The sequence below is a fragment of the Streptomyces sp. DG1A-41 genome (genome assembly GCF_037055355.1).
Lineage (GTDB): Bacteria > Actinomycetota > Actinomycetes > Streptomycetales > Streptomycetaceae > Streptomyces.
The window spans coordinates 5233010-5245590 of record NZ_CP146350.1 but is presented as its reverse complement, the minus strand read 5'-3'; the positions used below and the strand labels follow the sequence as shown (position 1 = coordinate 5245590).

At 70.5% G+C, this 12581-nt stretch carries 11 protein-coding genes and 1 pseudogene; 6 read left to right on the top strand and 6 right to left on the bottom strand.

The annotated features are described in order from the left end of the window. Window positions 1-82: 82 nt before the first annotated feature. Window positions 83-1207, bottom strand: coding sequence for an alpha/beta hydrolase-fold protein (locus V8690_RS24550; RefSeq protein WP_338785443.1), 1125 nt, complete (start codon window positions 1205-1207; stop codon window positions 83-85). 290 nt (window positions 1208-1497) lie between these two features. Between V8690_RS24550 and V8690_RS24545 the strand changes: the two genes are divergently transcribed. From V8690_RS24545 to V8690_RS24520, 6 genes are all read left to right on the top strand, one after another. Beyond that, window positions 1498-3291: a phosphatidylglycerol lysyltransferase domain-containing protein gene (locus V8690_RS24545; protein ID WP_338782078.1), complete on the top strand. Its 1794-nt coding sequence runs from the start codon at window positions 1498-1500 to the stop codon at window positions 3289-3291. A gap of 61 nt (window positions 3292-3352) precedes the next feature. Continuing rightward, window positions 3353-4234: a dihydropteroate synthase gene (gene folP / locus V8690_RS24540; protein ID WP_338782076.1), complete on the top strand. Its 882-nt coding sequence runs from the start codon at window positions 3353-3355 to the stop codon at window positions 4232-4234. Continuing rightward, on the top strand, window positions 4231-4734 hold the full coding sequence (locus tag V8690_RS24535) for a nuclear transport factor 2 family protein (protein ID WP_338782074.1): 504 nt from the start codon (window positions 4231-4233) through the stop codon (window positions 4732-4734). Before folP ends, V8690_RS24535 begins: the two co-directional genes overlap by 4 nt. Window positions 4735-4971: 237 nt before the next feature. Continuing rightward, window positions 4972-5331 (top strand): dihydroneopterin aldolase, encoded by a 360-nt coding sequence (gene folB, locus V8690_RS24530; RefSeq protein WP_338782073.1) that lies wholly within the window; start codon window positions 4972-4974, stop codon window positions 5329-5331. Next, the gene (gene folK, locus V8690_RS24525; protein WP_338782071.1) at window positions 5328-5939 is read left to right on the top strand and encodes a 2-amino-4-hydroxy-6-hydroxymethyldihydropteridine diphosphokinase; all 612 of its coding nucleotides are present in this window, start codon (window positions 5328-5330) and stop codon (window positions 5937-5939) included. Before folB ends, folK begins: the two co-directional genes overlap by 4 nt. Before the next feature lie 59 nt (window positions 5940-5998). After that, complete coding sequence (locus tag V8690_RS24520; protein ID WP_338782069.1) at window positions 5999-6487, top strand: DUF3180 domain-containing protein; 489 nt, start codon at window positions 5999-6001, stop codon at window positions 6485-6487. Between the two features lie 9 nt (window positions 6488-6496). Here V8690_RS24520 and folE read toward each other — a convergent pair whose 3' ends face one another. From folE to V8690_RS24495, 5 genes and pseudogenes are all read right to left on the bottom strand, one after another. Further along, window positions 6497-7102, bottom strand: a complete 606-nt coding sequence (gene folE / locus V8690_RS24515) for a GTP cyclohydrolase I FolE (RefSeq protein ID WP_338782067.1) — start codon at window positions 7100-7102, stop codon at window positions 6497-6499. Between the two features lie 128 nt (window positions 7103-7230). Next, a complete protein-coding gene (gene ftsH, locus V8690_RS24510; RefSeq protein WP_338782065.1) occupies window positions 7231-9273 on the bottom strand; it encodes an ATP-dependent zinc metalloprotease FtsH in 2043 nt (680 codons plus the stop codon). Between the two features lie 186 nt (window positions 9274-9459). Further along, window positions 9460-10020 carry a hypoxanthine phosphoribosyltransferase gene (hpt, locus tag V8690_RS24505; protein ID WP_020270244.1) on the bottom strand — a complete coding sequence of 187 codons (561 nt, stop codon included), beginning with the start codon at window positions 10018-10020 and terminating at the stop codon, window positions 9460-9462. Between the two features lie 59 nt (window positions 10021-10079). Continuing rightward, window positions 10080-11113: pseudogene (gene tilS / locus V8690_RS24500) on the bottom strand (tRNA lysidine(34) synthetase TilS). 195 nt (window positions 11114-11308) lie between these two features. Next, on the bottom strand, window positions 11309-12448 hold the full coding sequence (locus V8690_RS24495; protein ID WP_338782063.1) for a zinc-dependent metalloprotease: 1140 nt from the start codon (window positions 12446-12448) through the stop codon (window positions 11309-11311). Window positions 12449-12581: the final 133 nt, after the last annotated feature.

The following is a 12581-nucleotide window of genomic DNA, read 5'->3' as shown; positions in this document are numbered from 1 at the left end:
AAAAACAAAGCCACACCGAAGCGTTCACACGGCACCGGAACTCGGGCTGAAGCGGAATCTGCCTTCGATCCAATTCCCAAGATCATTTTCGACGGCCGTTCAGCCGCCCGCCGATCCACTCCAGCGTCGCCGGAATCTCGCGCCGCCAGGTGTTGAAGTTGTGCCCGCCGCTTTCCAGGATGATCGACGAGATCCGCGTCCGCCCGGTGGCCTGCACCCGCTCCACGAACCGGATCGTGTCCTTGTAGTTGGACTCGCCGGACCTGCTGCTGGTGACGAGCAGTGAAGTGTCGGGAGCGGGCCTGTGCTTGAGGTACCACCACAGGTCGGCGCGATTTTGGAGCCCCTTGTCGCCCTGGAAGAGATCGCCCGTCGTGGGGTCGATCGGCGCCTTGTAGTACGCGGACAAGCCCGCCCCGGCGGCATACACATCGGGATGGTGCATGGCGATCTTCAAGGCGCAGTAGCCGCCCGTGGAGTTGCCGATGATGCCCAGGCCGCCCGGCTTTTCGGCCACTCGGTAGTGCGTGCGCAACGCGTCGGGCAGATCCCTGGCGAAGAACGACTCGGTCTGCGGACCGCCCGGTACGTCCACGCACTCCGTGTCCCGGGGCGGCGCCACCGTGGGCCGCAGCATCACCAGGATCATCGGCGGCATCCGGCCCTCCCGGGCCAGCTCCAGTGCCGTACGCGGGTAGTGGAGCTTCTCCACCAGCGCCGACGCCGTACCCGGGTAACCGGTCAGCACGACGGCCGTGGGGAACGTACGGGTGCGGTACCGCGGCTGGAAGTACTCCGGCGGCAGATAGACGTACGCGGGCGTGGCGATGCGCGTCGTACGGCCCACGATGTCGATCTGCTGGATCCGGCCTCCCGCCCGGGGACTCAGCCCGCCCGCCCCCGGCACCCGGCGTGAGCCGACCACCTCCAAGGGGCCGCCGCCCGGCGTGTGGTCGACGACCACGCCCTGGTCCTTCTCCTGCCCGAACAGGTCCGCCCAGCTCGCGTAGAAGCCGAAGGCCTGGTTGGCGGCGAGGCCCACCGCGGCGAACAGCGCCACCTGCGTGGCGAGCAGCAGGCCGACCCGCCCGCCCACGGCCCGCCAGCTGCACCGGGCCAGCCGTGGCCACAGCCAGACCGTGCCGGCGAACAGCAGCACGGCGGACAGTACCGCCAGCGCCAGCACCTTGTTGCTCGTGAGACCCAGACCCATCGGTGGTTACCTGTCCGTGCTTTCCGTCCGGGATCTCTCACCGCACTCACACCTCGCGAGGGCTTGTCCCGGACTTTCCTTGGCCTTTGAAATGGCTTTGACGAGGGGAGTGAACCTCTCCCTCCGAGACACCGTCCTAGAGGGCGCAATGTCGCCGGATGCCCGAATCGGCACCGGATCCAAGGTCTCTCGCAGAACTATGGGATGCGATGTCTGTCAGGACAGATGAGGAAATGTCGGGCGAGGTTCCGAGTCACGGAAACGCCACGGCTGGTACGGGCCGGATGAGCCGGGTGCGCCACCGGCTGCGCGGGCCACGCCCCGAGGCCGTCCCGGCCCTGGTCGGCAGAGCCTGCGCGCTGGTGGGCGTCCTGGACATCGCCGCGGGCGTCTTCCCGCGCTTCCGGCACAGCCGTATGCACGCCATCGCCGAGGTGCTGCCCGGCGCGCTCGGCCCGTTCGCGGCCGCCCTGTCCCTGAGCGCCGGGGTGCTGTTGCTGCTGCTCGCCCACGGCCTCAAGCGCGGCAAGCGCCGGGCCTGGCGGGCGGCCGTGGCCCTGCTGCCCGCCGGTGCCGTGGCGCAGTTCACGTACCGGCACTCGATCGTGGGCGTGCTGATCACCCTGGCCCTGCTGGCGCCGCTGCTGCTCCACCGCGACCAGTTCTCGGCCCTGCCCGACCCGCGCAGCCGCTGGCGGGCACTCGCCAACTTCGTGCTGATGAGCGCCGGTTCGCTCCTGCTGGGCCTGCTCATCGTCAGCGTCCACGCCGAGCGCATGCTGGGCGACCCGAGCCTGGCCGACCGCATCACCCACGTCATCTACGGCCTGTTCGGCTTCGAGGGCCCGGTCGACTACCAGGGCAACACCTCCTGGACGGTCGCCTTCTCGCTCGGCGCCCTCGGCCTGCTCACCGCCGTCACCACCATCTACCTGGCCTTCCGCCCCGAGCACCCGGCCGCGCACCTCACCGAGGAGGACGAGGCCCGGCTGCGCGCCCTGCTGGACAAGCACGGCGGCCGCGACTCCCTCGGCCACTTCGCGCTGCGCCGCGACAAGGCCGTCGTCTTCTCCCCCAGCGGCAAGGCGGCGGTGACCTACCGCGTGGTCTCCGGCGTGATGCTCGCCAGCGGCGACCCGATCGGCGACGTCGAGGCCTGGCCCGGCGCCATCGAACGGTTCATGGACGAGGCCAAGGCCCACTCCTGGACACCGGCCGTCATGGGCTGCTCCGAGACCGGCGGCGAGGTGTGGACCCGCGAGACCGGGCTCGACGCCCTCGAACTCGGCGACGAGGCGGTGGTGGACGTCGCGGATTTCTCGCTGGCCGGCCGCGCGATGCGCAATGTGCGCCAGATGGTCAAACGCATCGAGCGCGCCGGTTACGAGACCCGGGTACGACGTGTCCGTGACGTCGGCGAGGCCGAGCTGGAGCGCATCCGGCGCGCCGCCGACGACTGGCGCGGCACCGACACCGAGCGCGGCTTCTCCATGGCCCTGGGCCGCGTCGGCGACCCCGCCGACGGCGACTGCCTCATCGCCACCGCCCACAAGCAGGACGACCACCCCGGCCCCTACGGCGACCTGAAGGCGATCCTGCACTTCGTTCCGTGGGGCCCCGACGGCGCCTCCCTGGACCTCATGCGCCGCGACCGCTCCGCCGACCCCGGCATGAACGAACTGCTCATCGTGGCCGCCCTCCAGGCCGCCCCGAAGCTCGGCATCGCGCGCGTCTCCCTCAACTTCGCCATGTTCCGCTCGGCGCTGGCCCGCGGCGAGAAGATCGGCGCCGGCCCGGTGCTGCGCGCCTGGCGCGGACTGCTGGTCTTCCTCTCCCGCTGGTTCCAGATCGAGTCGCTGTACAAGTTCAACGCCAAGTTCCAGCCGCGCTGGGAGCCCCGCTTCGTCGTCTACCGGGCCTCCGGCGACCTGCCCCGCATCGGATTCGCCGCCATGCAGGCCGAGGGCTTCGTCAACCTCGCCCTTCCCCTGCCACGCTTCCTGCGCCGCCGTCGCCCGGTCGGCCGCCGCCCGTGCGCGCACGGCACGACGACGGAACGGAGCGTCAGAGCGGCGTGACCCGTCCGGACCGACCCGGGCGCAGCGTCTGACGGCCGTCCCCTGGGCCTACGCTGAACATATGAGCAACCAGAGCGGACGCGGGCGCGTGGCGGGCCTACCGGAATGGGACCGCTGCGCGGTCATGGGAGTCGTGAACGTCACCCCCGACTCCTTCTCCGACGGCGGCCGCTTCTTCGACAGCACGGCCGCCGTCAAGCACGGCCTGGACCTGGTCACCGAGGGCGCGGACCTGGTCGACGTCGGCGGCGAGTCGACCCGCCCCGGCGCCACCCGGGTGGACGAGACCGAGGAACTCCGCCGCGTCATCCCCGTCGTCCGCGGCCTGGCCTCCGAGGGCGTCACCGTCTCGGTCGACACCATGCGCGCCTCCGTCGCCGAGCGGGCCCTCGCGGCGGGCGCAGCCCTCGTCAACGACGTCAGCGGCGGCCTCGCCGACCCCCGCATGATCCCGGCCGTCGCCGACGCCGGCGCCCCCTTCGTCGTCATGCACTGGCGCGGCTTCCTCCAGGGCGGCAACGTCCGCGGCGAGTACGCCGACGTCGTCACGGAGGTCGTCGACGAGCTGCACGCGCGCGTGGAGGCCGTCCTGGCGGGCGGTATCACCCCCGACCGGGTCGTCGTCGACCCGGGCCTCGGCTTCTCCAAGGACGCCGAGCACGACCTCGCGCTCCTCGCGGGCCTCGACCGGGTCCTCGGCCTCGGCCACCCGCTGCTCGTCGCCGCCTCCCGCAAGCGGTTCCTCGGCCGGGTCCTCGCCGGCCCGGACGGCCCGCCCCCGCCCGCACGCGAACGCGACGCCGCCACCGCGGCCGTCTCCGCGCTCGCGGCGCACGCCGGCGCGTGGGCGGTACGCGTGCACGAGGTACGCGCCACCGCGGACGCCGTACGCGTCGCCCGCGCCATCGCAGAGGCACGCACCGGCGCAGAAGGAACCCGGTGAGCGCCCCGCACACCGACGTCGAACAGGTCGAGGCCGCCAACACCGCCTTCTACGAGGCACTGGAACGAGGCGACTTCGAGGAACTGGCGTCACTCTGGCTGACCCCCTCCGACCTGGGCGTCGACGAGACCTACCACGACCCGGCCGACACCGGCGTGGTCTCCTGCGTGCACCCCGGCTGGCCGGTGCTCACCGGCCGCGGCGAGGTCCTCCGGTCGTACGCGCTGATCATGGCGAACACCGACTACATCCAGTTCTTCCTCACCGACGTGCACGTCTCGGTCACCGGCGACACCGCCCTGGTGACCTGCACGGAGAACATCCTCAGCGGCGGCCCGGCCCCCGAGGGCGACGAGGAGCTCGGCCCGCTCGTCGGCCAGCTCGTGGTCGCCACCAACGTGTTCCGGCGCACGCCCGCGGGGTGGAAACTCTGGTCGCACCACGCCTCCCCCGTTCTGGCCGAAACCGACGAGGACGAGCAGGGCGACACCCCCGCCTGAGTGGGTACGTGCCAGGAAGTGGTTGGAATCACGGAGCCGCGGGTATGGGCGGCTACCAACCCGTGAGCCGCCGGGTTCCCCAGGGGAAACGCCGGATGAATCCTGCCGGTCCCGGCCCGGGCCCACGCCCCCGCGGCCCGGCCCCGTCCAGGCTCGCAGGTAGATTCGACTGAGGCCGGCGTGCCGCCCGCACACGGCACCGACCGGCCGTGACCGACGATTGCAGGAGTGATTCGCGTGGATCGTGTCGCGCTGCGCGGCCTGAAGGCCCGCGGGCATCACGGGGTGTTCCCGAGGGAACGCGAGGAGGGCCAGACCTTCATCGTGGACCTCGTCCTCGGCCTGGACACCCGGCCGGCCGCGGCCGACGACGACCTGGCGAAGACCGTGCACTACGGCATCGTGGCCGAGGAGGTCGTGGCCGTCGTCAAGGGCGAGCCCGTCAACCTCATCGAGACGCTCGCCGAGCGCATCGCCCAGGTATGTCTGAAGCACGACGGGGTCCGGCAGGTCGAGGTGTGCGTCCACAAGCCGGACGCCCCGATCACGGTCCCCTTCGACGACGTGACCGTCACCATCACCCGGAGCCGAGTATGACTGCACCCTTCCTCAAGGGTCCCAGCGACCCGACCGTACAGCCGGTACCCGCCTCCGTCGTCGAGAAGGTCGACGCCGCCGACACCACGCTCAGCAATCCGAAACGGGCCGTGGTCGCCCTCGGCTCCAACCTCGGCAACCGCCTGGAGACCCTCCAGGGAGCCATCGACGCCCTGGGGGACACCCCGGGTGTCCGCATCAAGGCCGTCTCCCCGGTCTACGAGACCGAGCCCTGGGGCGTGGAGCCCGGCAGCCAGCCCGCCTACTTCAACGCGGTCGTCGTCCTGAAGACCACCCTGCCGCCGTCCTCGCTGCTGGAGCGCGCGCACGCGGTCGAGGAGGCCTTCCACCGCATCCGGGACGAGCGCTGGGGCCCCCGCACCCTGGACGTCGACATCGTCTCCTACGCCGACGTCGTCTCCGACGACCCGCAGCTCACCCTCCCCCACCCCCGCGCCCACGAGCGCGCCTTCGTCCTGGCCCCCTGGCACGACCTGGACCCCGAGGCGCAGCTGCCCGGCCGCGGCCCGGTCGCCGGCCTGCTGGACTCCGTCACCCGCGAAGGCGTGGCGCCCCGCACGGACCTGGAACTCCGGCTGCCCGAGTAGCCGTTAAGGTCGAGACGGCTGCGCAACCGGGCCGGAGCCGGGGGAACCGAAGGGACACTGTGAAAGAGCTGCGCATCAGGGTGCTGGCCGGCGTCTTCGTCGTGGCAGGGGTGCTGTCCTGGGCGGGCGCCCGCCTGTGGAACTCGGTCGGGACACTGCCGAGCGTGCCCCTGGCCGCCCCCATCGTGCTGACCCTGATCGCCGTGGTCCTGCTGGCCACGGCGCTCTCGCTCCGCGCCCGTCTGAAAGCCCAGCGCGACCGGCAGCCCGACGCCAAGGGCGTCGATCCCATGATGGCGGCCCGCGCGGTCGTCTTCGGCCAGGCCAGCGCCCTGGTCGCCGCCCTCGTCTCCGGGATGTACGGCGGCACCGGCGTCTTCCTGCTGGAGTCCCTCGACAACCCCGCCCGCCGCGACCAGGCCATCTCCGCCGGCTTCTCGGTCCTCGCGGGCATCGGCGTCATCGCGGCCGCCATCTTCCTGGAGCGCGTCTGCAAGCTCCCGGAGGACGACGAGCACGACGGCACGGGGGCGGCGCCGACCGTGTGACGCCCGGCGTCAGCGCGCCATGATGAGGCTCATCGCCTCGTTCCGTGTCGCCGCGTCCCGCAGCTGGCCCCGCACGGCCGACGTCAGCGTCTTCGCGCCGGGCTTGCGGATCCCCCGCATCGACATGCACATGTGCTCGCACTCCACGACCACGATGACCCCGCGCGGCTCCAGAATCTCCATCAGCGAGTCAGCGATCTGCGTGGTGAGTCGTTCCTGCACCTGCGGACGCCGGGCGTAGACGTCCACGAGCCGGGCCAGCTTGGACAGTCCGGTGATCTTTCCGTTGGTCGCGGGGATGTACCCGACGTGGGCGACGCCCCGGAACGGCACCAGATGGTGCTCACATGTCGAGTACACCTCAATGTCCTTCACGAGGACCATCTCGTCATGACCTATGTCGAACGTCGTGGTCAGCACGTCCTCGGGCTTCTGCCACAGCCCCGCGAATATCTCCTTGTACGCTCGCGCCACCCGCGCCGGAGTCTCCCGAAGCCCCTCCCGGTCAGGGTCCTCGCCGACCGCGATCAGCAGTTCGCGTACGGCGTTCTCGGCCCGCTTCTCGTCGAACTCGCCGATCTGGCCCTCGCCGTCCAGCGTCACGGGGTCGGTCATCTGGTGCCTCGTTCCTGTGTCATCACGGGGCGGCCTGCGCAGATGGCGAAAAGCCGCGCCCCCAAGGCTAAAACCTGGGGGGCGCGGCATCCATTCCGGACCCGGCGGGGCCGCCGGGAGAGCGGTGGTCAGCTCTCGGGGCGTTCCTCCGGGGTTCGCTCGGGCGCCGGGGCGGGGTCCGCCGCGGTGCTCTTCGCGGTGGTGATGGCCGGCGTCGCGCCGTTCGCCCCGTTCGTCAGGGCCAGCTCCTTGGGGGAGAGGACCGGCGGACGGGTGGACGGCGTACGGCGGGAGGACCCCGTCCAGGCAGGCCGCGGCGGGCGCTTGACGATCGGGGCGAAGATCTCGGCGATCTCCTCCTTGCCCAGCGTCTCCTTCTCCAGGAGCGCCAGGACCAGGTTGTCCAGCACGTCGCGATTCTCGACCAGGATCTCCCACGCCTCGTTGTGCGCGGTCTCGATGAGCTTCTTGACCTCTTCGTCGACCAGCGCCGCGACCTCTTCCGAGTAGTCGCGCTGGTGAGACATCTCACGTCCGAGGAACGGCTCGGTGTTGTCACCGCCGAACTTGATCGCGCCGAGACGCTCGGTCATGCCGTACTGCGTGACCATCGCCCGGGCCAGGCCCGTGGCCTTCTCGATGTCGTTGGCGGCACCCGTCGTCGGGTCGTGGAAGACGAGCTCCTCGGCCGCGCGGCCGCCCAGCATGTAGGCCAGCTGGTCCAGCATCTCGTTGCGCGTGGTCGAGTACTTGTCCTCGTCCGGCAGCACCATCGTGTAGCCGAGGGCGCGGCCTCTCGACAGGATCGTGATCTTGTGGACGGGATCGGAGTTCGGCGAGGCCGCCGCGACCAGGGCGTGGCCGCCCTCGTGGTACGCGGTGATCTTCTTCTCCTTGTCCGACATGATCCGGGTCCGCTTCTGCGGGCCCGCGACCACACGGTCGATCGCCTCGTCCAGCATGTGGTTGTCGATCAGCTTCCGGTCGCTGCGGGCCGTCAGCAGGGCGGCCTCGTTCAGCACGTTGGCCAGATCGGCACCCGTCATACCGGGCGTACGGCGGGCGACGGCCGACAGGTCGACATCCGGGGCGACCGGCTTGCCCTTCTGGTGAACCTTGAGGATCTCCAGACGGCCCTGCATGTCCGGGCGGTCGACGGCGATCTGCCGGTCGAAGCGGCCGGGGCGCAGCAGCGCCGGGTCGAGGATGTCGGGCCGGTTCGTCGCGGCGATGAGGATCACGCCGCCCTTGACGTCGAAGCCGTCCATCTCGACGAGCAGCTGGTTCAGCGTCTGCTCGCGCTCGTCGTGACCACCGCCGAGGCCGGCGCCGCGATGACGGCCGACCGCGTCGATCTCGTCGACGAAGACGATCGCCGGGGCGTTCGCCTTGGCCTGCTCGAACAGGTCACGCACCCGAGAGGCGCCGACACCGACGAACATCTCGACGAAGTCGGAACCGGAGATCGAGTAGAACGGCACCCCGGCCTCGCCCGCGACGGCACGCGCGAGCAGGGTCTTGCCGGTACCGGGAGGCCCGTAGAGCAGAACGCCCTTGGGGATCTTGGCGCCGACGGCCTGGAACTTGGCCGGCTCCTGGAGGAACTCCTTGATCTCGTGGAGCTCCTCGACGGCCTCGTCCGACCCGGCGACGTCCGAGAACGTCGTCTTCGGGGTGTCCTTGGTGATGAGCTTGGCCTTGGACTTCCCGAAGTTCATGACGCGGGAGCCGCCGCCCTGCATCTGATTCATCAGGAACAGGAAGAGGACCACGATGAGAATCAAGGGAAGCAGGAAAGAGATCAGCATCCCGATGAACGGGTTCTGCTTGGACGGCGAGACCGTGTAGCCGTCCGGGATCTGCTCGCTCTGGAACTTGTTCTGCAGCGTGCTGGCGATCTCCTCGCCCTGGTTGCCGATGTAGCTCGCCTGGATCTTCGAGCTGCCCTCGACCTTTACGCCCTTCTTGAGCGTGACCTTGATGGTCTCGTCATCGCCGGTGGTGAGCTTGGCCGACTCCACCTTGTTCTGGTTGATCGCCTGGACGACCTGGCCGGTGTCCACCGTCTTGTAGCCGCCGGACGAGCCGACGACCTGCATCAACACGACCACGGCAAGGACGGCCAGCACGATCCACATGACCGGCCCACGGAAGTATCGCTTCACGTCCATCCATACGGAGCGGTGCCGCCCCGTCCCTCCTGCCATAGTGAGTTTGATAAAGCCTGTTCTTCGGACGGTACCCCAGCATTGTCACCTGAAGCCGCGCGGGACGGCTGGCGATCCGTCTACGCATGCTCCAACGGCGGGAAGCGCGCTGGGGTTCCCGATCACCGTCACGGCACCCCGGCCGGAGTCTCAGCCGCCGTACACGTGGGGCGCGAGCGTACCGACGAACGGGAGGTTGCGGTACTTCTCGGCGTAGTCGAGGCCGTAGCCGACGACGAACTCGTTGGGGATGTCGAACCCGACCCATTCCACGTCGATGGCGACCTTCGCGGCCTCGGGCTTGCGCAGCAGCGTGCACACCTTGAGGGAGGCGGGCTCGCGCGAGCCGAGGTTGGAGATCAGCCAGGACAGGGTCAGGCCGGAGTCGATGATGTCCTCCACGATGAGGACGTGCTTGCCCTTGATGTCGGTGTCGAGGTCCTTGAGGATCCGCACCACACCGGAGGACTGGGTGCCCGCCCCGTACGAGGATACGGCCATCCAGTCCATGGTGAGCGGGGTGGACAGCGCCCGGGCGAGATCGGCCATGACCATCACCGCGCCCTTGAGGACGCCGACGATCAGCAGGTCCTTGCCCGCGTACTCCGCGTCGATCTTCGCGGCCAGCTCGGCCAGCTTGGCGTCGATCTCTTCCTTGGTGATGAGTACCTGCTGAAGGTCGGCACCCATGTCTTTCGCGTCCACCCGCATCACTTTCGGTCGTCCCTGACTGAGCGGCCCCTCCACCGACTGCCCGGAGGGGTCGTGATTCAGCCTTGCCGAATCACCAGTCTGCCACCCTGCCGCCGGGCCTCGACCTTGCCGGGGAGGTTGATGGCACCCTGACCGCGCCAGCAGGTGATCAGCCGGTCGACTTCCTCGATGTGCCGGGCGAACAGCGAACCGGCCGGGGCACCGGCTGCGATGGCGGCCCGGCGCAGGACGCGGCGGCGCACGGCGGGCGGCAGGGCGTAGAGCTTCGCGCACTCCAGGAGCCCGGCGGCGTCGCGGACGGTGGCCTCGGCCTGGGCGGCCCAGTCGTCGAGAGCGTCGGCGTCGTCGCGGGAGAGCTGGGCCGTACGGGCGAGGGCCTCGACGACGCCCTTGCCGAGGGCCTTCTCCAGGGCTGGCAGGCCTTCGTGGCGCAGTCGGGAGCGGGTGTAGGCCGGGTCGGCGTTGTGGGGGTCGTCCCAGACGGGCAGGGACTGGACCATGCAGGCCTTGCGGGCGGTCTGCCGGTCGAGTTCCAGGAAGGGGCGCCGGTAACGGCCGCCGGCCCCGAGACCGCGGCCATTCCGGACAGGGAGCGGATGCCGGAGCCGCGCGCGAGGCCCAGCAGGACGGTTTCGGCCTGGTCGTCCCGCGTGTGGCCGAGCAGGACCGCGGTGGCGTCGTGGCGTTCGGCGGCGGTGTCGAGTGCGGCGTAGCGGGCGTCGCGGGCGGCGGCTTCGGGCCCGCCCGCGCGGCCGACGGTCACGGCGACGGAGTCGACGGGGTCGAGGCCGAGGTCGCGCAGGCGCAGGACGACTTCCGCGGCCCGCACGTCGGAGCCGGGCTGGAGGCCGTGGTCGACGGTCACGCCACCGGCTCTGATGCCGAGCTTGGGGGCCTCGAAGGCGATGGCGGAGGCGAGGGCCATGGAGTCGGCGCCGCCGGAGCATGCCACGAGCACGAGCGGCGGGGGCGGCAGCTCGTGCGAGGGGGCGTGCGGGGGTGCGGCGGTGATGCCATGTTCGGTGAGGAGGTCGTGGAGGACGCGGCGGACCGCCAGGCGTATCGCCGCGACCGCAGGATGGGGACCCATGTCCGGTTCCCTTCATGAAGTTTTCGGGGGGTGAACCCGATACCGGTCACGCAGAGTGTGTAGATGGTGACAGAACCGGGCCGTTCCCCGAGCATTGCACGCCCACCCCTCGCTCACGGTCCCTCGGACGGGTGATTGGAGGGGCGTTCGCCTGCCGTCGGCCCGTTTCCCTTCACGACCTTCCCGCGATGTTCACTACTCGGCCCTCCGATGCACCCGCGCGATCCAGTCCGCCGGTTTGGCGATCTCCGTCTTGGTGGGGAGGGTGTTGGGCGACGTCCACACGCGGTTGAAGCCGTCCATGCCGACCTCGTCGACGACGGCCCGTACGAAGCGCTCGCCGTCCCGGTACTGCCGGAGCTTGGCGTCCAGGCCGAGCAGCTTGCGCAGGGCCAGGTCCAGGCGGGAGGCGCCCTTGGCGCGGCGCTGCTGGAACTTCTCGCGGATCTCCCCGACGCTCGGTACGACGTCCGGTCCGACGCCGTCCATCACGAAGTCGGCGTGGCCCTCCAGCAGGGACATCACGGCCGTGAGGCGGGCGAGGATCTCGCGCTGGGCAGGGGTCTGCACGATCTCGACGAAGGAGCGCCCGCCGTCGTCCTCCTCGGCCTCGGGGCGGCCTCCGGCGAGGCTCTGGGCGGCTTCGCGTACGCGTTCCAGGACGGTCATGGGGTCGACGTCGGTCTCACCCAGGAACGACTGGATTTCGCCCTCGAGGTGGTCGCGCAGCCAGGGCACGGCCGTGAACTGCGTGCGGTGCGTCTCCTCGTGCAGGCACACCCAGAGCCTGAAGTCGTGCGGGTCGACGTCGAGTTCGCGCTCCACGTGCACGATGTTCGGGGCGACGAGCAGGAGCCGGCCGCCGCCGTTCGGTGCGTCAGGGCCCCCGGCCGGGAACTGGCGCGTGGCCGGGGCGAAGGTCTCGTACTGGCCGAGGACGCGGGAGGCCAGGAAGGACAGGAGCATGCCCAGCTCCACGCCGGTGACCTTGCCGCCGACGGCGCTCATGACCGTGCCGCCGGGGGTGTCGCCGCGCCGGTCCTGCATCTTGTCGAGCAGGGGCTTGAGGAGTTCCCGGAAGCCGGCGACGTTCGCCCGGATCCAGCCCGGGCGGTCGACGACCAGGACGGGGGTGTCGTGGCCCTCCTCCGTGCCCAGACGAGTGAAGCCCCGGACGTGTCCCTCCGAGGACTTGGCATGCCGGCGCAGCTCCGCGACGACGGCCCGGGCCTCGTCGGCGCTGACGTCGGGGCCCGGCCGTACGAGCCGGGTCGCGGTCGCGACCGCGAGATTCCAGTCGACCATGCCGGTTGAAGCACCACCGATGCTCGTCATGCGTCAACCGTACGTGAGCGCTGGCCGCTGGGGCAGGGCGGCGAGGGTTGGGGACGCCGGGTTCGTTTGTCGGGTCCTCGGCGTTGTGGCTGGGGTGTGTGGTCGGCAGGGGCTGGGGTGTCTTGGCCGGTGC

Bases quoted from the DNA above. Each gene is read 5' to 3' on its own strand.
- V8690_RS24545 (WP_338782078.1), top strand. From the start codon at position 1,498: ATGAGCCGGGTGCGCCACCGGCTGCGCGGGCCACGCCCCGAGGCCGTC.
- folP (WP_338782076.1), top strand. From the start codon at position 3,353: ATGAGCAACCAGAGCGGACGCGGGCGCGTGGCGGGCCTACCGGAATGG.
- folK (WP_338782071.1), top strand. From the start codon at position 5,328: ATGACTGCACCCTTCCTCAAGGGTCCCAGCGACCCGACCGTACAGCCG.
- folE (WP_338782067.1), bottom strand. From the start codon at position 7,102: ATGACCGACCCCGTGACGCTGGACGGCGAGGGCCAGATCGGCGAGTTC.
- ftsH (WP_338782065.1), bottom strand. From the start codon at position 9,273: ATGGACGTGAAGCGATACTTCCGTGGGCCGGTCATGTGGATCGTGCTG.
- hpt (WP_020270244.1), bottom strand. From the start codon at position 10,020: ATGCGGGTGGACGCGAAAGACATGGGTGCCGACCTTCAGCAGGTACTC.
- V8690_RS24495 (WP_338782063.1), bottom strand. From the start codon at position 12,448: ATGACGAGCATCGGTGGTGCTTCAACCGGCATGGTCGACTGGAATCTC.